Here is an 18,354-nt window from a genome sequence, read left to right on the forward strand (position 1 = left end):
AAGAAGACCCACGGTCTCGATGATCATCGCGGTGGCCCGCCCTTCGGGCGGCCCCGCGCTCATCACCGAGCTACACCACTTCTACCGACTTGACCATCTGCAGGGTCGAGAACGTCGTCAGGCCGCCACAGATCCCGGTCGCGAGAAACGGCCGCAGCCGTGGATCGACGTCGGGGGAGCGCATCAGCCGGGTGCTCCACCACCCGAGCAGCAGCGTGCCGACGACGTTGACCGCCAACGTCGCCCACGGCCACCGGTCCGGTGCATGGGAAAACGTCGAGGACGAGGCGGCGCGAGCAAGCGTTCCGAGCGCGCCGCCGCAGAAGACGGCGATCAGCACGTGGTGGCGTCTGGCTTCGCGGGCGACGGTCTGCTCGATGCTCATGCGCGCTCTCCGCGCGCGTCGAGGGCTTCGCGTCGCGCGCAGCCGGCGGCGATCAGGCCCGGGACCGTGCTCTCCTCGAGGACCTCGATGACGATGTTGCTGGTGGTGCGCACTTCGGCTCCTGTCGTTGGACGGGGCGCGGCGGCAGCGCGGGCGACGGACGTGGCACGGGCTTCTACGGCGCCCCGGGCGGGGCGTGGTCGTAGAAGCCATCAGCCCCCCGAACTGCGGGCGGCGGTTATGGAGCGGGCCTCATCACTCGGACGCACCACGAGGGCGCGAACACCATGATCATCGCAGGTCGCCCGCCGCGGGCGACGAGGTGGTCGGCAGTCGGCGGAGGTGCGCGGAACGGACGAGGTCGATCGTCGGCTTGACCGCGAAGAGGATCGAGCCGACGAGGAAGAGCCAGTCCGCGGGGGTGCTCAGCGAGGCGAAGAAGAAGAACGCGCTCCCGACGAGGAAGCACATGGCGGCGCTGAAGTCGACGCCGGTGCGGACCACTTGGTAGCGCCAGAACAGCTCGATGTGGCGCGGGGTGAGGTCCTCGAGGGAGGGGTGCAGCAGCTTCATGCCCTGCTCGTACCCGTCCCCATCCGTTCGGGCGTGCCTCCTCGCGCTGGCCCGGGTACGGTGGCGCGATGAAGCGCGGTCCGCTCAGCGCGGTGGAGGCGGCGGTCGTCGGCTGCCGCCGCTGCCCGCGGCTGGTCACGCGCCGTGAGGAGGCCGCTGACGATTCCCGCGCGGTGCCCGGGGCGGCGTACTGGGCGCGCCCGGTCCCCGGCTTCGGCGACCCCGCCGCCCGAGTCTTCGTGCTCGGCCTCGCGACGGCCGCGCACGGCGGCAACCGCACCGGCCGCGCGTTCACGGGCAATCCGAGCGCCGATTCGCTGATGCCGGCCATGCACCGCGCCGGCTTCGCGAGTCGGGCGACGTCGGAGCACCGGGGAGACGGACTCCACCTCGACGGCGCGTGGATGGCATCGGTGGTGCGATGCCCCCCGCCGGGCAACCGCCCGACGCCCGGGGAGCGCGACCGGTGCCTGCCGTATCTCCGGGCTGAGGTGGCGGCATTGCCCGCGCTGCGGGTGATCGTGGCGCTCGGCGGCTGGACGTGGTCCGCGGTCTTGAAGGCGTTCGACGCGCCACCGCGGCCACGCTTCGGCCATGGCGCGGAGCACCGGCTGCCGGCCGGGCCGCTGCTCCTGGGCTGCTACCACCCGAGCCGCCAGAACACCGCGACCGGCGTCCTCACGGCCCCGATGCTCGACGACGTCCTCGGGCGCGCCCGAGAGCTGGCCGACGCGTGATCGGGGTCAGGCGGCCTGCAGCAGGGTCCCGGTCCGCAGGGCGCCGTGGGCGGTGCGGACGGCGGCGGTGACCCAGGCGGCCAGCAGCAGCACGTAGAGGCCGACGGCGATCCAGGCGAGGGCGTCCAGGCCGGTGTCCGTGGCCAGCAGCGAGGTGCCGGTGACGACGGTGCCGACGGGGAAGGTGAAGCTCCACCAGGTCAGCGAGAAGCCCATGCCCTGTTTCGCGGCGCGGACGACGAGCGCGGCGGCGATCACGAGCCAGAGCATCGCGAAGCCCCAGACCGGGGCGCCGTAGAGGACGCCCATGGCCTTGAACCCGGTCGAGAAGGGTGCGGCGATGGCGATGTGGGCCTGGTTGCCCAGGAGGTTGGCGGCCGTGATCGACTGGCCGAGGGGCCCGAGCACGATGAACAGCGTGGGGACGGCGGCCACGGGCCCGGTCTTCTCGTAGGCCAGGCGGCCCCAGACGAGCGTGATGATGACGAGCGAGGCGAGCAGGCTGAGGCCGAACATGGCGTAGCAGGCGAGCAGCATCGCCTCGCGGGCCTGGCCGGCGGGCAGATGCTGGATCAGTGCTGCGCCGGTGGCGGCGGAGACCATCGGAGGGACGACGGGCATCAGCCACGTCGCGAAGGTGTGCTGCACGTCGACCTCGTGGCGGGTGAAGAGCCAGTAGGGCACCAGGACGCTGGAGGCGAGGCCGCCGAGGGTGCCCAGGGTCCACAGGACGAACGCGACGACGACCGCGGCGGGCATGCCGATGACGTCGTAGCCGACCAGCAGCGTGCCGGCGCCGACGGTCATCAGCGCCATCGGGGGTGCGCCGTAGAACGGCGCCATCGCGGGGTTCGACGCGTGGGCCCTGGCGTTGTCGGTGTGGCGGGTCCAGTGGACCGCGGTCAGGACGGTCAGGGTGATCAGCCAGGCGGCGGCGATGACCCAGACGCCGACGGCGAACTCGTGCAGTCCGGCGACCTGCCGGGGCAGCAGCGCGGCGGCGTTGGCGACGATGCCGGTGCCCATGACCGAAGCGAACCAGTTGGGGCCGATGTGCGCCAACGCGTCGCCGCGGTCCTCCAGCTCGCGAAGGAACGTGCGGCTCGACGTGACGGGTGTGGCGGTCATGTGGCGGTCGCTCGTCGTGGTGGCCATGAACACAGCCTGCGCCTCGAGAGCCCCGTCCACCAGTCATTCCCGCCGGTGTCGTATGCCGAAAGGGAATGCTCGAACGGTTGGTGATAGGGCACACTTCGGTCATGGCCCGTGCGACTCGTCCGCCGCTGACGGACCCTCCGGCGACCGACGGTCGAAGGTCGCCTGCTGATGCTCAGCGACGTCAGCGCCTGCGGCTCCTGGGCGTGGCCGCTGCCGTCTCGGTGCTCATCGTCGCGGTGGTCGTGGGCGTCGGGGCGTTCGAGCGCGACCCCGCCGCCGACGGCTCGCGGACGACCGTCCGTGGGGTCGAGATCCGCGGCGCCGACGAGACCGCCGCGCTGCTCCGGGGACTGCCCCAGCGGGGGACCGTTCTCGGTCGCCCCGACGCGCCCGTGACGATCCTGGAGGTCTCGGACCTGAAGTGCCCCAGCTGCAAGGAGCACGCGATCGAGACGCAGCCGGAGATCGTCGAACGTCTCGTGCGGACGGGACGCGCGAACCTGCGGATGGTGCTCGCGAACTTCCGCGATCCCGCGCGGGCCACGACCGACGGTGCGCTCGCGCGCCGGGTCGCGTACGGGCTCGTTGCTGCGGACCGCTTCTGGGGCTTCGTCCAGACGACGTTCTGGAACCAGGGGGACACCCGGGAGGAGTGGGCGACCGAGCCGCTCCTGCGGAGCATCGCCGAGGCCGCGCCCGGCACGACCGGTGGCCAGGTCGCCGTCCGCGAGACGCCGGACTCCCGGGCCCTGACGGCCGCTGACGACCGGATCATCCGGGCACTCGGCACCGACGCGACCCCGTCGGTCTACGTCGTCCCCCGGGGTGCGACGACGGGCCCGCGGGTCTCGGCGTTCGACGACGTCGGAGCCATCGCCCGCGCCGTGGACGACGTCGCCCCGCGCTCTCGGTGACGCGCGGGACCGGCCGCGAGGTGCGCAAGCGGCACGGACGGGTAGCACCACCTCATGGCTGCCTACGGCAAGACCGACACGATGATCGTCCACACGGCCGATCCGCTGAACGCCGAGACCTCCCGCGCGGCACTGGCCGAGCACGACCTCACGCCCGCCGATCGCTTCTACGTCCGCAACCACGGGTCGGTACCCGACACGGACCCGGCGGCGTGGACGCTCCGCATCGATGGCCTGGTCGAGCAGCCGCTGACCCTCTCGCTGGACGACCTCCGGGGCCTCCAGCGCCGCGAGGTCGCAGCGACGCTGCAGTGCGCGGGCAACCGGCGGTCCGGGCTCCTCGAGGTCCGGGACATCCCGGGCGAGGAGCCCTGGGGGCCCGGCGCGACCGGCACCGCGACCTGGGGCGGCGTCGCGCTGGCCGACGTCCTGGCGCTCGCGCGGCCGACCGGGACCGCGACGCACGTCGGCCTGGTCGGTGCGGACGTGTCGGAGGAGGCCGAGCCTCCACAGGAGTTCGGTGGCTCGATCCGGCTGGAGAAGGCGTTGCGCGAGGAGGTGCTGCTGGCCTTCGAGATGAACGGCGAACTGCTCCCACCGGTCCACGGCGCCCCCGTCCGCGTCGTGGTGCCCGGCTACATCGGGGCGCGAAGCGTCAAGTGGCTGCACCACGTCGAGGTCCGCGACCGCCCGTGGGAGGGCTGGTTCCAGGACGTCGTCTACCGCCTTCTGCAGCCCGAGCAGGAGCCCGGTCCCGGGGTCGGGATGCCGCTGGGCGAGGTCGCGCTGAACGCCGAGATCCTCGTGCCCGACCACGACGCACGTGTGACCGCCGGTCCGGTCGCGGTGCGCGGCTACGCGTTCGCCGGCGGAGAGCGCCACGTCGCGCGCGTCGACGTCTCGGCCGACGGCGGGAAGACCTGGGTCGAAGCGGACCTCGACGAGGACCTCGGCCGCTGGGCCTGGCGACTCTGGAGCACCGAGATGCACCTGGACCGCGGCGACCACGAGATCGTCGTCCGCGCCTGGGACAGCGCCGCCGCCTCGCAGCCCGAGCACCCGGGGCCGCTCTGGAACCCCAAGGGGTACGTCAACAACGCCTGGGGCCGCGTCACGCTCCACGTCGCATGAACGCCCCCGCGCGGGATGAGGAGATCGCCGCCGACGATCCGCGGCGCCCGTTGGACCCGCGCGACTACAGCCGGCGGACGCTGTTGGCCAATGAGCGCACCTTCCTGGCGTGGTGGCGCACCGGCCTGACGAGCCTGACCGTCGCGATCGCGGCCGCCCGTGTCGTTCCCGAGCTCTCCGGCTCGAAGACCACGTGGCCCTACCTCGTCCTGGGCACCGTCTTCGCGCTCCTCGGAGTGCTCTGCATGGTCTACGGAGAGCACCGCCGCGCCGCCGTGTCCAAGGCCGTGCGGCGAGGCGAGTTCGCCGAGGTCAACCGCGCCATCAGCCTCATCATCACCACGACCGGCGCGCTGCTCGGCCTTGCCACCGTCGCGCTCATCCTCGTCGACCCGTAACCGGAACCGCACCCCGGACCGGGGACACCCGGGACCGGGGACACCCCGGACGTCCCAGCCAGTGCCAGACACCGCTGCCGAAACCGCGCCAGGGAGCGATCAACATCACAGCTCGGGGCTGCAGCTCTCAGCGCTGTGTCGCGGTCTTCGTGTTTCGCTCCGTGGGTGCTCGCAGGGTCAGTGGTAGGCGTGGACGACGGCGTGGCCCTTGCCGCGTCCGATCAACCACCGGTTGACCGGGACGGCGGCCCAGAACGCGATGAAGAGCGCTCCGACGAGTGAGCCCCAGAAGAGAAGGTCGTCGAGGCCGGCGTCCATGGCGCCGGGGACGACCAGGATCGTGAGGGAGTCCAGGAGCTCCATCGTCGCGATCGAGAACGTGTCGGCTGCAAGGGCCAGACCGATGATCTTCCGGGCCGGGAGGCCGGCCTTGACGAGCGGGATCGATGTCAGGCCGTAGCCGAAGACGAACGCCAGCGTGATCGATGCGGCGATAGAGAGGCCGTTGCCCCACCCAAACGCGGTGGCGAGCACCATGCCGAGTACCTCGCCGATCGCGCAGCCGGTCAGGCAGTGCAGCGTGGCGCTGATCGCGGTGCGGGTGAGGGCGCCACCGTCTTCGTGGTCGTGATGCGTCACGTGATCCATGCCCCGAGCTTATACCCCCTGGGGGTATTAGCAGACGGGTTCGGTGGTGGCCGTTGAGGTCTGGTGGGTACAACTGGGTCATGGGTCCGATGGCCATCCGTGCCCGGTGGGCGCAGACCAACCAGCGCTTCGTGGCGCTGTTGGCGGTCCTGGTCCTGGCCTGCTCGGTCGTCGTGCATCACTCCGGTGCGACGCACGAGATGGGCGGGATGCACGGTGGCGACCATTCGATGGCTGCCACGGCGATGTGTGTCGGCACGATCGCTGCCACGGTCGCGATCGTCGGCCTGGTCGCTGCGGTCGTGCGCCGGCGACGCACGGTGCCACGCCCGCTCCGGGCGTTGCTGCCGGCCGTCGTGCGGATCGTGCCGGCGGGCCCATTGCCGCGGGCTCGCTCGAGCCCGCTGTATCTGCAGTACGAAGTCCTTCGACGGTGATCGATCGCACCGGCCGCCCCCTGGGTCGCCGGAGCACCTGCCGCACGCTCTCCCTCGGGTTGGCGTGCTTCATGACGATCACTTCCAGAAGGACCACCGATGTTCACGTTTCCCACCCGCACCGTGGCGCTGCTGAGCGCCACCGCCCTGACCGCTGTGGCCGCGACCGGTTGCGGCTCCGACGACTCCGGCTCGTCGACCACCACCCCCGCGACCACCGCATCGTCGACCGCGTCGGCGGCGGAGGTCGACAAGGCGTTCGTGTCGCAGATGATCCCGCACCACCAGATGGCGCTGGAGATGGCCGGCTACGCCCCCGCCCGCGGCCAGCACACGCAGATCAAGGAGCTGGGCAAGAGCATCATCGCCAGCCAGACCACCGAGATCACCGAGATGAAGGCCGCAGCCAGGAGGCTCGGCGCGACGGTCGCGGAGATGCCCTCCCACGCCAACGGCGGCATGAACCACTCCGTGCACGGCGGCGACTCGATGACCGCCGCAGCGAAGACGCTCGGCATCCCGACGGACCAGATGGGCATGTCGATGGACATGGGCTCCCTGGCCAAGGCCAACCCGTTCGATCGTGCGTTCATCGACGAGATGCTGCCCCACCACCAGGGCGCGATCGTGATGGCCCGCGCCGAACTCGCCCGCGGAAAGGACCCCGAGCTGAAGAAGATCGCCACCGCGATCCTCGAAGCGCAGACCAAGGAGATCAAGCAGATGAACTCCTGGCGCACCGACTGGTACGGCGCCCCGTCCCCCGCCGGCGGCGTGCCCGTCGCCTGAAGCTCAACCGGTCGGCCCCGACAGGACGGTCGGGGCCGACCGGGGAGCCGACGACACCGGCGTTCTGCTCGCGCGCCTGCTCCGGGCTGGCCCGGCCACCTCGGTGGATCGATGTGCGGCGGCCCGGGGATGGACATGAAGACGTCCTCGACGATCGGCTACGAGCGCCACGCCAACCCGACGCTGCAGATCACCGACGAACAGCAGTTCGTCGACCAGGCGCTCGCGAGCCTCGTCGTCCGCCACGGTGGCCGCGACGTCGTGCACGTCACCGACGGCGGCGTGCCGAAGTGGGGGAGGCTCGGTCACGAGCTCGAGAAGCCCGACGCCCCGACCGAGGCCGTCTAGGCCCTCTCGGTGCCGGTCGTGGTGCTCCCCACCGAGAGGCGGGCCAGGTGACGCTGCTCGCGATCCCGTTCGGGCTCGTGATCGGCCTGATCGTCGGCACCGTCGTCGGCGGCGGCGGCGCGATCCTCGCGTTCGTGCCCGTCATGGCCCTGGCCGCCGCCCTCACGCGGCGGCGGGCGTGCTCCGAGCAGGCCGCCGAAGAACTGCCTTGCCCCGACGTGCCACTCCAGGCGCTGGTGATCGCCGTATGCGTGCGTCAGTCGACGATCGAGAACGTCACCGTCCGGGCGGAGGAGGCGATCCCGAACGCCTTGAGGTCGAACGCGTCGATGCGGCCGTCGCCGTTGAGGTCCGTGACGCTCGCCGGCGCGTCGTTGTAGATCCCGTCCTTGTTCTTGTCGGCGGCGACGGCGACCGTCAGCGTCGTGCGGACGTTGCGGCCGAAGAGCGGGGCGCCGGCGATCCAGTCGGTGGAGATGTCGGTCGTCTTCTTCGTGCGGTCGGCGACGGCGGTCGTGTTGAAGAGGTTGGCGAGGTTCTGGCCCGCGCCGGTGAATCCGGTCGGCGTGCCGTCGGCCTTCGTCGTCTGCGTCGTGGACAGCAGGACGATCAGGCCGGGGAGCCGGTCGTCCTGGCCGCCGGAGAAGGAGCCGGGGAACGGTGCGGCGTTGGCGTGGGCCATCGGCCCGGTCAGCTGCGGAGCGGTGAACCCGGTGGCCGTCAGGCCGGTGTTGAACCGCAGCCGCAGGCTGACTCCGAAACCCTGCGATCCGGCGCCGGCGCGGTCACCCGTGAACGGGGAGAGGACGTTGACGCTCACCGGGACCGTACGGCCCTTCGCCTTCGCCTTCTTCTTCGCTGCGGCGGTGTGCTTGTGGGCCGTCGAGGCGGACGCCTTCTTCGCGTGGTGGGACGTGGCGGCCATGGCGGTGGCCGGCAGGGCGAGAGCGGCGGTGGTGAGCAGCGCAGCACCGAGCGCCGTGGGCATCGAGACGGTGGACATGGGGGTTCTCCGATGGTCAGGACGCCGAGCGGCGTCGTCGCGGGGCGTTACGCCTGCCGGTGCGGGCCGGTTCATTCCAGGCCCAAGACCTGCCGTCCAGGATCAGTCGGGCAGCGCGCCGCTGACGACGGTCTCGCCGTTGCGCGTGGGATCGTCGGCGTCGGGCTCCCTCGTGATCCCGATCTTCCCGAACCCGCCTCGCCCGGCGGCGACGCCGAGCTCGGCGGTCGCCCGTCCGGCGGGGCCGACGCGGAACGTCCCCGCGCTGACCCGCCCCCTCGGGCTGACGAACCACACCTCGTAGACCTGACGTCCGGTCGTCGGCGGCAACGAGGCATCCAGAGCGACCCGCGACCCGGAACCGGTCGCGACGATCCGGGCGGTCGCCGCGTCACTCGCCGTCGGACCACCTGCCGCGGTGACCGGCCGAAGGGCCACCGTCGTCGTGGCGGGCGAGGCGCCGTCGAACGCGCCGGCCGCAGCCATGATCCCGACGGTGCCCAGGACACCGAGGAGCGCACCGGCGGAAGCGACCACCAGCCGCCGTCGATCCGACCCCCACCGCCGTGGGTCGCGAGCAGCTCGACGTCCGGTCGGATGTCGATCCACGCCGACGGCACGCCGACGGTCGTCGAGCACGCGCTGCTCCAGGAGCGGGGACGCCTCCACCGGGTCGACGGCGGTGGCGCGCGCCAGGTCCAAGAGACCTGTGAGCGGCCGGAGCAGCTCGAGCTCGGCCCTGCAGTGCTCGCACGTTCGCAGGTGCTCCTCGACGCGCTCCCGATCGTCGAGGTCGAGGTTGCCCAGCACGAACGACCCGAGGCTCACGCGCAGCTCGTCGTGATCGTTCATGACGTGATCTCCATCTCTTCGAGGACCAGGCGCAGGTTCTTCATCGCGTAGTACGTCCGACTCTTCACCGTTCCGGGCGCCACGCCCAAGGCCTCAGCGATCTCGGCGACCGAGAGACCCCCGAGATGCCCGAGGCGCAGGACCTCTCGGTGCTCGGGCGTCAGCCGCGCCAACGCATCCCCGACCTGCCACCGCAGCAGGGTCCGCTCGATCGGTTCGTCGATGCCACCCTGGTCGTCGTCCTGGGCGTACCGCGCGGCTGGAGGACGACGGCCGCGACGGCGCTCGGCGTCGACGATCGCGTTGCGCGTTATCCCGTAGATCCACGTCCGAACGGTGGCCCGTGATTCGTCGTAGCTCGCGGCGCTGCGCCAGACCCGGGTGAAGACGTCCTGGACGACCTCCTCCGCGAGCGCCCGATCACCGAGGCGGTGCGCCACGAACCCGAACAGCTCCCGCTGGTAGCCCCGGTAGAGCGCCCGCGCTGCAGACTCGGCGCGCCGCGTCCCCAGATCCCGCAGCAGGTGCTCGTCGGATCGCATCGGGGGTCCTACGTCGGCGGGGGAGCAATGGTTCGAACACTCGGACGCCGAGTCTGTCGGACCGTCGGCGTCAGCGCGCCCCGTAGCGGAAGGTCAGCCGACGTTCCCCGTCGGTGCAGGCGTAGTCGGTGTCGCCGGCGGTGGCGTCGGACGGCGTGCAGGACAGACCCGCGGAGGCGTATGCGGCGCGCCCCCGTCCCTCCGCATCATTGGCGACGGTGACGGCGACCGCGCAGGTGACGCCGACGACCCGCACGCGGGTCGCCCGGTGGCCCGGAACCGGGATGTCCGGGCACGAGGAGCCGGGCGAGCCTGCGACGGACGTCGGCGCGGTCGTGCTCGCCGGCCCGGCCGGGTCCGACGACTCGGCGCCGCACGACGCCAGCGCCCCCGCGGACAGGACGGCCATCAGGAGAGGTCGGGGGGAGCCGGGGATCGAGAGCATGGTGCATGGTCCTGCATTGGGCCACCGCGTTACGCAGTGGCTGACAGGATCCGGGTGGAGCGCACCGCGGAGGGGTACGCCTGACGAGTGGATGTCTTCGGCAAGACCGGCTCGATGATCGTGCACACGAGCGATCCGCTGAACGCCGAGACGTCGAGAACGGACCTGGGGGAGCACGACGTGACGCCAGTGGACCGGTTCCACGTCCGCAACCACGGGTCCGTGGTGGTCGGGAAGCTCAGAGCACGCGGGCGACGTCCTCGGCGCCCTTGCCGGCCCGGACGTACCCGTCGAGCGTGCGGCGGTCGCGATGTCGGGTGACGTCGGTGATCTGCTCGGTGCGGTGCCCGTCGCGGGAGGCCTGGGTCGCGAACCCGGCCCGGAGGCTGTGGCCGGCGAAGTCGGCGGGGTTCAGGCCGGCGGCCTTGGCGCGGCGCTTGACGATCAGCGCGACGGACTGCGGGGAGAGCGCTTCGCCGGGGATGCCGTTGCGGTGGAGGCGTCGGATCAGGGGGCCATGGGTGAGGCCGGTGTGGTCCAGCCAGGCGCGGATCGCGCGGACGGGGCACGGGCGGCCGGGCTCGGCGTAGGGGAGAAGGAACTCGTGGCCGTGCCCGGTCTGGTCGGTCTTCGAGGTCGCCAGGCGGATGGTGAGGCCGTCGGCGTTGGGGGAGAGGTCCTCGATCAGGATCTGCACGAGCTCGGAGCGGCGCAGGCCGAGCGCGAAGCCGAGCAGGAGGAGCGCGCGGTCGCGGAGCCCGGCCGGGGTGTCGGTCTCGATCCGGTCGATGAGCTGCACCATCGGGTCGCGCAACAGCGCGACCTTCTTCTTCGGCGCGGAGCGGTGCGTGCGGGCGATGCCCTCGAGGACCAGCGCTGCGGTGGGGTCCCACATCGGGTTGGGGTGGCCGTTGTCGCGGTGTGCGCGGGCGATCGCGGCGGTGTGCCGGCGGATCGTGGTGACCTTGCGGCCGTTCTTGGCCATCGCGGTCAGGTACAGCGCGACGGTCATCGAGTCGGCCGGCAGTGGCTGCAGGCGGTGCTGGGCGCACCAGGCGGTGAAGCCGCGCCAGTCGGACTGGTACGCCTTGACGGTGTTCGGTGCGGTTGCGGCGTCGGCGTACTCGCGGGCGGCGTCGAGTAGGTCCTGCAGCTCGCCGGGGAGGTGTGACGGAACGACGGTCGGCAGTGCGTCGACGACCTCGACGTCCAGATCCGGGGTCGTCTCGGCGTCAGCCATGCGTGAAGCCTAGAGGTCCTCCAGTAGCAATAACAGCACGTATCGCTACCTTGCAAGATCGGTTGCACTGAGGGTGGACTTTGGACCACCGGCCCGGATCTGAGGGGGGACTATCGCACCACACTTTCGGCGCCTGAGGCACCGACCGGCCGCCGTGCGACCAAGGCCGCGACCGAGTCGCGACATCAGAACGACACAGCAACGACACCCCTTGAGCGCCGGAGAGAGGAAGGATTTCGCCGTGCGGTGTCGACGGTCGAGGTCAGAGGGGTACATTCTGTTCATGCCTCGCCTGGCAAAACGAGAGCCACAGCGCCTGTGGCCCGACTGCAAGTACGACATGCACGTGATCGCCTCGGGGCTGCCGGTGGATTGCCTGCGCGGCGAAGACTACGCCTGCAGCGACGTCTCGTTCTCGGCGTTCCTTCGGCGTTTTGCGAGGTCGCACGACGTGGTGTACCGCTGCCGGCCGATCGTCGAGGACGACGCCCAGGTGGGGTGGCGGGTGCAGTTCTTCTGGAACCTGCACCGCTCCGACGGGCACCGCGCGCCATCGGACTTCTCTTACCCCGACGACACGGACGCGCTGCTCGAACGGTGCTCGCCGTATGTACGGCCGAAGTACGCACAGGTTCCAGATGACCTCCGTGCGCCGCTCGCGTTGTAGCTGAGAGCCGCGCGCGTCACCGCAATCGAGCGTCTGCGGCGGGGGTTGGCACTCGACGCGTCGTGCGACTACTTCTGTCGGCGTGACCTCGCTTCCACGCGCCGCCGGCGAACCGACCACCGTCCCTCCGTGCTCGTCGCGCGGCGGCCCCGACAGCGCCCCCGGCCGGCGAAGGCTCAGCGTGGTGGGGTCCGATCGCCCAGACTTGCGGGACGAGCTCGCGGAGTTGGTGTCGCGCGCTTCGACGGTCGAGGCGGCGACACGTCGCGTGGTCGCGCTGTGCTCGGTGCTCGACGACGAGCCGACGATCGACCTGATCGAGCGGGTCGCGCGGACTCGTCGGACCCGACGTCGCTCATCCAGCGGCCACCAAGCCGCCCTCGGGGCCGTTACGACGCTCGCAGCGTCGTACTTCACCCACCACGCCACGCCCGGTGCGCGCCTGCAGTCCGTCGAGGCGCACCACCGCGGGGTGCAGTTCGGTCTCCTCTGGCGACTGAGCGACGGTGAGCTGTTCGCCGATGAACTGACGACCGGCAGGGCGCGCCCCACCAGCCGCCGCGCCCGAGCCGAGACGCAGGCCGCTGCCGGGTCTATCGCATTTGGCGAGTGCTTCACCGGGGTCCGAATCATCGGGCTACGGACCACCACGACGCTGCTGGTCCCGTCCCAGGACCGGAGGGCATCGTGAGCACACGAGCGGACCGCGCGACGGTGAAGTTTGCTGTCGAGCGGATGCGCGCCGCGCAGGCCGCCCACGCCAACAGGCTGCCTCCCGGTTGGCTCCACGAGATCAGCGAGGCGCTCGGGGTGTCCCGCTCGACGCTGCAGCGCTACGTCCAGCACGGCGTCCCCGACGCCATAGACCGCCGACGCTGGTGCTGGAACGGCCAAGCCCGCGCGGCCTACTACCGCGCCGCAGGAGACGTGACGTACGCCCGGGCGCTGCTGGCATCCGAAGCCCACGACGAGCCGCTGCCGACGGTCCGCACCATGCAGCGGGCCCGAGACCTCGACTTCACGCCCGACGAGCGAGCTCTCGCGGAGAGAGGCCACGCCGCCGCCCGGGGAAAGCGTCTGGTCGTCGCGGTCGAGGACGTCTATCGCAATGAGGTCTGGCTGGCGGACCACAAGCAACTCGACATCAACGTGATCCCGCTCCGGGGGACCATCCCGGTCAAGCCGTGGATGACCGTGATCATCGACGGGTACAGCCGCCGCGCAGTCGGCGCCTCGATCTCGCTGCGCCCGAATCAGGGACATGTGCTCGCAGCCCTTGGTATGGCGATACGCCGGTGCGGCACGCCTCGCGCGCTGATCTTCGATCAGGGCCGCGAGTTCCTCGCCCGCTCGATCACACAGCACGCCTCGTCGCTGGGGTACGTCGCGATGGCGACCCTCGCGTACCACCCGCACCACAAGGGCAAGGTCGAACGGTTCCACCAAACGCTGAACCGCATGCTCACCCACGCCTGCGGCACGACACCGACACCGGCGGTCGACATCAAGGGAAAGCCGCTCCTCGGCGGCCCGCCCGTCATCCCGCTTCCCACGTTCGAGGAGCTCTTCTTCCAGACCCACGAGCGGTACGAGAACCGGGCGCACCGCAGCCTCAACGGCAGCACCCCGACCATGGTCTACGCCGAGGACGCAACGCCGGAGCGTCGCGTCCCCGACGAGGTCCTCCGCCGGTACCTGTTGACCAAGGCCAAGCGCACCGTTGGGGGGTGGGGGATCAGGTTCGCCGGTCGGCACTACTACGCCCCGGAGTTCGAGGGGCACGTCGGGACGCCGGTGGAGGTGCGCTACGCCCAGGACGACCAACGCCACGTCGAGATCTACCGCGACGACGAGCACTGGTGCACCGCCCGGCTCGCAGACCCCGCGAGCCCCGCACAGGTCGAGGAGGTCCTGCGCGTCCGCACCGAGCACCTTGAGCGTCAGAAGAAGGACCTCGCCGCCGCGCGGCGTCTCGCCCGCGCTCAGACGCGAGCGATCACGGACAACCAACGCGCCGAGGACTCCACCGTCATCACCGCCGCGGAGGCCGCCCGTGAGACCAGCGGCGTCTCGAAGAACGTCATGGACCTCCTCAACCACCTCCAGCTCGCCACCGACCTCGACAAGCCCGCCGCAACGCACGCGAAAGCACCGCAGCCCACCAGCGACGCCGACCAGAGCGCCGCATGAGTGCCCCGCGCAGCGCGGGGCCCGGCAAGCACTTCCTCGATCTTCAGGGTGCCGCGTTGCTGCGCACGCCGTTCTGGGTGATCGGACGGGAGAGCCTGCACCAGACCGTTGCCCACCGCGCGATCGGCGCGATCACCGGACCGCCCGGCGCCGGCAAGACGTTCCTCCTGGACTCCGTGCAGCCCGAGTTTGACCTTCCCGTCCTGCGGTTCGAGCCCGGGGAGGACCCGACCATGCTCTCGATCACCGAGCAGATGCTGCTCGAGCTGACCGGCGACGCCGGCGGCAACCGGGTGAGTAAGCACAAGAAAGCGCGGCCCCTGATCGAGGCACTCCGGACCCCGCGCATCGTGATCGTCGACGAAGCGCAGCGCATGGACCGCAAGTGCCTCGACCATCTGAGGTTCCTCTACGAGCACCGCGAATCGAACTTCACGCTCATCCTCGCCGGCGGCGAGGACTGTTGGGCGCGCATCGGGGCTGAACCGCACCTCCGCCGACGCATCTTCCGCCGCACGTTCTTTCGCTACCTCAATCTCGACGAGGTACGCACCCTGCTGCCGAAATACCACCCCGTCTGGAAGACCGAACAAGACGTCATCGACGTCGTCGACAGCCACTTCGCTCAAGGGATGATTGGCAACTGGGCCTCGATCACCGTCACCGCGACCACCACCCGGAAGAACACCACCGCGCCCGTGACGATGGACGAGGTGCCCGCCCTGCTGCTCTGGCACGGCGTCGACGTGCCCCACCGCTGATGCTGCTGCGCGTCCTGGAAGACCCCGACGACGTCGACGCCGCCCGCAAGATCAACGCGCTGCATGCCCCCGCCAGCGGCGTGATCGTCACCCACGCCCAAGGCAACAGCGGCCCCGGCCCGCTCGCCGACGACATCCTCTGGGCCCTCGGACGTCCCGCCGACCTCGACGCTCCCAGAACGAAGATCCAAGCCTGGGCAGCAGCGTGGCTGACCACAGCACGTCCGCGCTGCCAGCTCATCGTCTACGGCGCCCACCGGCTCTCCGCCGCGGCCATCCGCTGGCTCACCGAACTGGCCGACGATCGCGTCAACGTCTGGCTCGTCGCACCCATAGAGACCAGCCCGATGATCGCGGCAACCGCAGCGGATCACTGGCCGTGGACCATGTTCCTGACCCGCCCGTGGCACGAACCCGCACAGCCGACCGTCGACGAGGACCGCCTGCTCGAGCGCGACCCGACCCCCGAGTGGGGGAGCCCGATCCTGCCGCCGTACCCGTTCGCCCGCCAGACCATCGCCGGCACCCCAACCCGGTCGCAGACCTACCGATCCCTCGTCAACCTGCATGGAACGTACGAGGCCCTCTGGCCCGTGATGCAGGGAATGCTCGGCCGGCAGCCCTACAGCCGCCGCGACGTTCTCGCGGTCGTCGCACGCATCGCGCTCGTCTCGAACTCCGCAGCAGATCTATCCGTCCTGCTACGCGCCCTCGAGGAAGACGTCTTCATGGCCGACGGTCTGCTCGTCACCGACCCGACGATGATCGCCAACGCCATCCGAACACTGAAGCGCGACGCGCTCGAAGGTCCCGCCGCCAACGGAACGCTCTACGACCAGCACGCCGACCCCAACGAAGCGCTTCTCGACATCTACGCCCAGATGCGGTTCTCGTGGCCGCACTCGACCCGGGAACGCGGCGACGTCATCGTGGCCGACGACGGGAGTCAGTTCATCCCAAGCACCGGGGAGGTCATCGACATCCCGCCATGGCTCCAATGGCAAGCCCGCGCCGCACTCGCCACACACACCCAGAGTTCCGCTCGCATCGCGAGAAGGCGCCCAAAGACAGTCGTGGGACTACCCCCAGACCGTTCGAGCTACTCAATCGTCTCGATCCACACCGCGACGCGATCCTCACCACTCGAGTACTCCGGGCTCATACCAATCATCGAAGCTATCCGGCCCGGCGTCGCCTACTGCAGGCTCGCGATCGCCGCATACGACGCACCGGTCGAGGCCGGCGAGCGCCATCATCTCGCGATGATCCGGACCCCGGACGCGATGCCGCTGGCCGCCGCACTCTGCGCCCATGAGCTCTTCGATCCGGAATCGATCCGCAGCGTGCCTCACGCGAGGGTCGCAACCACAGAGGGTCTGGATTGGCTCCTCGAACATGGGCTGGCCGAGCGGGACCAGCACCGCCGCAAGCACACGCTCGTCGGCTGGTTCTTCGAGAACCTCAAAGCACGCACCGGCGTACACGTCGGACCCCGCCTGCCGACCCGCTGGGTCTGATCAGTCGCGCTCAGCGCCGGCGCCGCCCGAACGGGTTCGCCGAACCGGCGCGAGGACCATCACGGGCCCGGCGTCGAGCGCCTCCGCTCGACTCCATGCCGGAAGCCGGCGACCGGCAACTCCGCCGTCACGCACGGCCGCGACGGCCTCACCGCTGTCGCCAACTGCCTCAGACTCGTGTCGCTAACTGCCTCACTCGATGTCGTCAGCTACCTCAGAGTGGTGTCGCTAACTGCCTCACTCTGACGTCGTTTCGACCTCAACCTCGTGTCGTTCCACACGCGCTGCCGACCCCGATCTCGCTCTTGGCACCGTCGAGCCCGTCGGCGCCGCCATTGCCGCCGAACCGTTCCGCAGCTGACACGCCGATTGAGCGCTGGCCGCTGCCGGCCGCGGTCGAAGGCCAGCAGCGGGTCGTGGGTCCCTACGCTCGATAATCGATCTTATGGAATCCTAGAGCGACGAAGGGTCCCTTCGACCGTGCTCTTGGACGCCCGGCGGACTCCCGCACGACACGCGGGCCGCATCGGTGCCCGGGCCGTCGAGACCCGTCAGCCGGCGATGCGCAGCGGGCCGGCGGCGGCCGCTGCGCAGCGGGCGGGCCAGCAGCTCGAAGCCGGTGGTGTGCACGAGGACGTCGCCGAGGCGGTTGGCGACCACGGCGATGCCGGGCTCGACGACGCCCTCCGCGGCGGGGCTCAGGTGGTGAGCGGCTCCTCCGGGACCTCCGGCGCCGTTCGCGTCGGTGCGGGCATGAGCGCCGCACCGCCGATCACGAGGACGAAGGCGACGACGCGCAGACCGATCGCGACCGGGCCGGCGCCGACGGTGTCGTGGAAGACCAGCACGCCACCGATCATGGCCGAGAGGTTCGCCGCGACCGACGTCAGGGCGATGACCTCGAGACCCGGACCGATCTGGAGCCCGCGGGCAGAGGCGTAGAACGCGACGACCCCGGCCAGGACCGCCGCGCCGGTCCACGGACTGACGATCGAGAGGACGTCGTCGCCGACGGTGCCGGTCAGGTACTTCACCGCGATGTCGGAGACGCCGAACATGGCTCCGGCCGCGATCCCGAGGAGCAGGCCCTCCTGGCGTCGGAGCCTCCCGTCGTGCAGGAGCGCGGCGAGGACGAGGACGACGGCCGCCCCGAAGACGACCACCTCGACGGCGATCAGCCCGGCGAGCGACGCCTCTCGGTCCTCCGGGGTGAAGTCGCCGGTCAAGGCGATGACCGCGAGACCGATGGCCGTGATGACCACGCCACCCCATTGGCGGCGCCCGAGCTGGAACCCGAAGTACCGCTCGGCCAGGACGGCGAGGAAGACCAGCCCGCCGGAGAGCACGGCCTGCACCACGGAGATCGGCGCGAGCGCCAGCGCGCCGGCGTGCAGCGCGAACGCCCCGAACGCCAGCAGCCAGCCGAGCGTGAACGTGCGAGAGGAGAACAGCGCACGGGCGCTGCGCAGCGGATGACCGGCGCGAACGGGTTCGACCTCGATCGCCCCGCGGTACTTCAACAGGAACGAGGCGTTCGTGGCGATCGCGGAGAGCACCGCGATCAGGAGCCCCAGGAGCATCGGACCATCCTCCTCGATCCCTGGTCCTCCGACGACGAC

At 70.8% G+C, this 18,354-nt stretch carries 23 protein-coding genes and 1 riboswitch; of the genes, 12 read left to right on the plus strand and 11 right to left on the minus strand.

Annotated elements, in window-relative coordinates; genetic code table 11:
* Nucleotides 1–70 precede the first annotated feature (70 nt).
* Nucleotides 71–385 (minus strand): CrcB family protein, encoded by a 315-nt coding sequence (locus AB0L40_RS11145; RefSeq protein ID WP_364353624.1) that lies wholly within the window; start codon nucleotides 383–385, stop codon nucleotides 71–73.
* A gap of 196 nt (nucleotides 386–581) precedes the next feature.
* A riboswitch (Fluoride riboswitch) is annotated at nucleotides 582–654 on the minus strand.
* A 22-nt stretch (nucleotides 655–676) separates the two neighbouring features.
* Nucleotides 677–958: a YrhK family protein gene (locus AB0L40_RS11150; protein ID WP_036726131.1), complete on the minus strand. Its 282-nt coding sequence runs from the start codon at nucleotides 956–958 to the stop codon at nucleotides 677–679.
* A 68-nt stretch (nucleotides 959–1,026) separates the two neighbouring features.
* Here AB0L40_RS11150 and AB0L40_RS11155 point away from each other — a divergent pair, with 68 nt between their 5' ends.
* Entirely contained in the window at nucleotides 1,027–1,695 is a 669-nt protein-coding gene (locus AB0L40_RS11155; RefSeq protein ID WP_364353628.1) for a uracil-DNA glycosylase, read from the plus strand.
* A gap of 6 nt (nucleotides 1,696–1,701) precedes the next feature.
* On the opposite strand, the gene AB0L40_RS11160 is transcribed toward AB0L40_RS11155, so the two are convergent.
* Nucleotides 1,702–2,850: a TDT family transporter gene (locus tag AB0L40_RS11160; RefSeq protein WP_364353631.1), complete on the minus strand. Its 1,149-nt coding sequence runs from the start codon at nucleotides 2,848–2,850 to the stop codon at nucleotides 1,702–1,704.
* Nucleotides 2,851–3,056: 206 nt separating this feature from the next.
* On the opposite strand from AB0L40_RS11160, the gene AB0L40_RS11165 reads away from it, so the two are divergent.
* The 3 genes from AB0L40_RS11165 to AB0L40_RS11175 are packed head-to-tail and all read left to right on the plus strand — an operon-like array spanning nucleotide 3,057 to nucleotide 5,296.
* Complete coding sequence (locus tag AB0L40_RS11165; protein WP_364353634.1) at nucleotides 3,057–3,767, plus strand: thioredoxin domain-containing protein; 711 nt, start codon at nucleotides 3,057–3,059, stop codon at nucleotides 3,765–3,767.
* Between the two features lie 54 nt (nucleotides 3,768–3,821).
* On the plus strand, nucleotides 3,822–4,898 hold the full coding sequence (locus AB0L40_RS11170; RefSeq protein WP_364353637.1) for a sulfite oxidase: 1,077 nt from the start codon (nucleotides 3,822–3,824) through the stop codon (nucleotides 4,896–4,898).
* Entirely contained in the window at nucleotides 4,895–5,296 is a 402-nt protein-coding gene (locus AB0L40_RS11175) for a DUF202 domain-containing protein (RefSeq protein WP_051472038.1), read from the plus strand. Before AB0L40_RS11170 ends, AB0L40_RS11175 begins: the two co-directional genes overlap by 4 nt.
* Nucleotides 5,297–5,473: 177 nt before the next feature.
* On the opposite strand, the gene AB0L40_RS11180 is transcribed toward AB0L40_RS11175, so the two are convergent.
* Nucleotides 5,474–5,944 (minus strand): DUF4396 domain-containing protein, encoded by a 471-nt coding sequence (locus AB0L40_RS11180; RefSeq protein ID WP_026912028.1) that lies wholly within the window; start codon nucleotides 5,942–5,944, stop codon nucleotides 5,474–5,476.
* Nucleotides 5,945–6,024: 80 nt separating this feature from the next.
* On the opposite strand from AB0L40_RS11180, the gene AB0L40_RS11185 reads away from it, so the two are divergent.
* The 3 genes from AB0L40_RS11185 (at nucleotide 6,025) to AB0L40_RS11195 (ending at nucleotide 7,518) form a co-directional block, all read left to right on the plus strand.
* Entirely contained in the window at nucleotides 6,025–6,381 is a 357-nt protein-coding gene (locus tag AB0L40_RS11185) for a hypothetical protein (RefSeq protein ID WP_026912027.1), read from the plus strand.
* A 99-nt stretch (nucleotides 6,382–6,480) separates the two neighbouring features.
* Nucleotides 6,481–7,170, plus strand: coding sequence for a DUF305 domain-containing protein (locus AB0L40_RS11190; protein ID WP_051472037.1), 690 nt, complete (start codon nucleotides 6,481–6,483; stop codon nucleotides 7,168–7,170).
* Between the two features lie 135 nt (nucleotides 7,171–7,305).
* Entirely contained in the window at nucleotides 7,306–7,518 is a 213-nt protein-coding gene (locus tag AB0L40_RS11195) for a hypothetical protein (RefSeq protein WP_211241753.1), read from the plus strand.
* Between the two features lie 256 nt (nucleotides 7,519–7,774).
* On the opposite strand, the gene AB0L40_RS11200 is transcribed toward AB0L40_RS11195, so the two are convergent.
* The 5 genes from AB0L40_RS11200 to AB0L40_RS11220 all read right to left on the minus strand — a co-directional run bounded on the left by AB0L40_RS11200 (nucleotide 7,775) and on the right by AB0L40_RS11220 (nucleotide 11,600).
* Complete coding sequence (locus AB0L40_RS11200; protein ID WP_364353642.1) at nucleotides 7,775–8,521, minus strand: hypothetical protein; 747 nt, start codon at nucleotides 8,519–8,521, stop codon at nucleotides 7,775–7,777.
* A gap of 102 nt (nucleotides 8,522–8,623) precedes the next feature.
* A complete protein-coding gene (locus AB0L40_RS11205) occupies nucleotides 8,624–9,373 on the minus strand; it encodes an anti-sigma factor (RefSeq protein ID WP_026912024.1) in 750 nt (249 codons plus the stop codon).
* Nucleotides 9,370–9,915: a sigma-70 family RNA polymerase sigma factor gene (locus AB0L40_RS11210; RefSeq protein ID WP_026912023.1), complete on the minus strand. Its 546-nt coding sequence runs from the start codon at nucleotides 9,913–9,915 to the stop codon at nucleotides 9,370–9,372. The genes AB0L40_RS11205 and AB0L40_RS11210 overlap by 4 nt, the downstream gene beginning before the upstream one ends.
* A 70-nt stretch (nucleotides 9,916–9,985) precedes the next feature.
* The gene (locus AB0L40_RS11215; protein WP_026912022.1) at nucleotides 9,986–10,360 is read right to left on the minus strand and encodes a hypothetical protein; all 375 of its coding nucleotides are present in this window, start codon (nucleotides 10,358–10,360) and stop codon (nucleotides 9,986–9,988) included.
* A gap of 238 nt (nucleotides 10,361–10,598) precedes the next feature.
* The gene (locus AB0L40_RS11220; RefSeq protein ID WP_364353646.1) at nucleotides 10,599–11,600 is read right to left on the minus strand and encodes a site-specific integrase; all 1,002 of its coding nucleotides are present in this window, start codon (nucleotides 11,598–11,600) and stop codon (nucleotides 10,599–10,601) included.
* Between the two features lie 283 nt (nucleotides 11,601–11,883).
* Here AB0L40_RS11220 and AB0L40_RS11225 point away from each other — a divergent pair, with 283 nt between their 5' ends.
* The 5 genes from AB0L40_RS11225 to AB0L40_RS11245 all read left to right on the plus strand — a co-directional run bounded on the left by AB0L40_RS11225 (nucleotide 11,884) and on the right by AB0L40_RS11245 (nucleotide 16,735).
* On the plus strand, nucleotides 11,884–12,267 hold the full coding sequence (locus tag AB0L40_RS11225) for a hypothetical protein (protein WP_364353649.1): 384 nt from the start codon (nucleotides 11,884–11,886) through the stop codon (nucleotides 12,265–12,267).
* 205 nt (nucleotides 12,268–12,472) lie between these two features.
* Nucleotides 12,473–12,958 (plus strand): hypothetical protein, encoded by a 486-nt coding sequence (locus AB0L40_RS11230; RefSeq protein WP_364353652.1) that lies wholly within the window; start codon nucleotides 12,473–12,475, stop codon nucleotides 12,956–12,958.
* Nucleotides 12,955–14,457 (plus strand): DDE-type integrase/transposase/recombinase, encoded by a 1,503-nt coding sequence (locus tag AB0L40_RS11235; protein WP_364353655.1) that lies wholly within the window; start codon nucleotides 12,955–12,957, stop codon nucleotides 14,455–14,457. The genes AB0L40_RS11230 and AB0L40_RS11235 overlap by 4 nt, the downstream gene beginning before the upstream one ends.
* Nucleotides 14,454–15,218 carry an ATP-binding protein gene (locus AB0L40_RS11240; protein WP_364353658.1) on the plus strand — a complete coding sequence of 255 codons (765 nt, stop codon included), beginning with the start codon at nucleotides 14,454–14,456 and terminating at the stop codon, nucleotides 15,216–15,218. Before AB0L40_RS11235 ends, AB0L40_RS11240 begins: the two co-directional genes overlap by 4 nt.
* Nucleotides 15,218–16,735, plus strand: coding sequence for a hypothetical protein (locus AB0L40_RS11245; RefSeq protein ID WP_364353661.1), 1,518 nt, complete (start codon nucleotides 15,218–15,220; stop codon nucleotides 16,733–16,735). Before AB0L40_RS11240 ends, AB0L40_RS11245 begins: the two co-directional genes overlap by 1 nt.
* Nucleotides 16,736–17,188: 453 nt before the next feature.
* On the opposite strand, the gene AB0L40_RS11250 is transcribed toward AB0L40_RS11245, so the two are convergent.
* Both AB0L40_RS11250 and AB0L40_RS11255 read right to left on the minus strand, forming a co-directional pair.
* A complete protein-coding gene (locus AB0L40_RS11250) occupies nucleotides 17,189–17,395 on the minus strand; it encodes a hypothetical protein (protein WP_364353664.1) in 207 nt (68 codons plus the stop codon).
* Nucleotides 17,396–17,433: 38 nt separating this feature from the next.
* Nucleotides 17,434–18,315, minus strand: a complete 882-nt coding sequence (locus AB0L40_RS11255) for a DMT family transporter (RefSeq protein WP_364353667.1) — start codon at nucleotides 18,313–18,315, stop codon at nucleotides 17,434–17,436.
* Between the last annotated feature and the right edge of the window lie 39 nt (nucleotides 18,316–18,354).

This window comes from Patulibacter sp. NPDC049589 (genome assembly GCF_040675535.1).
Classification (GTDB): Bacteria; Actinomycetota; Thermoleophilia; order Solirubrobacterales; family Solirubrobacteraceae; genus Patulibacter.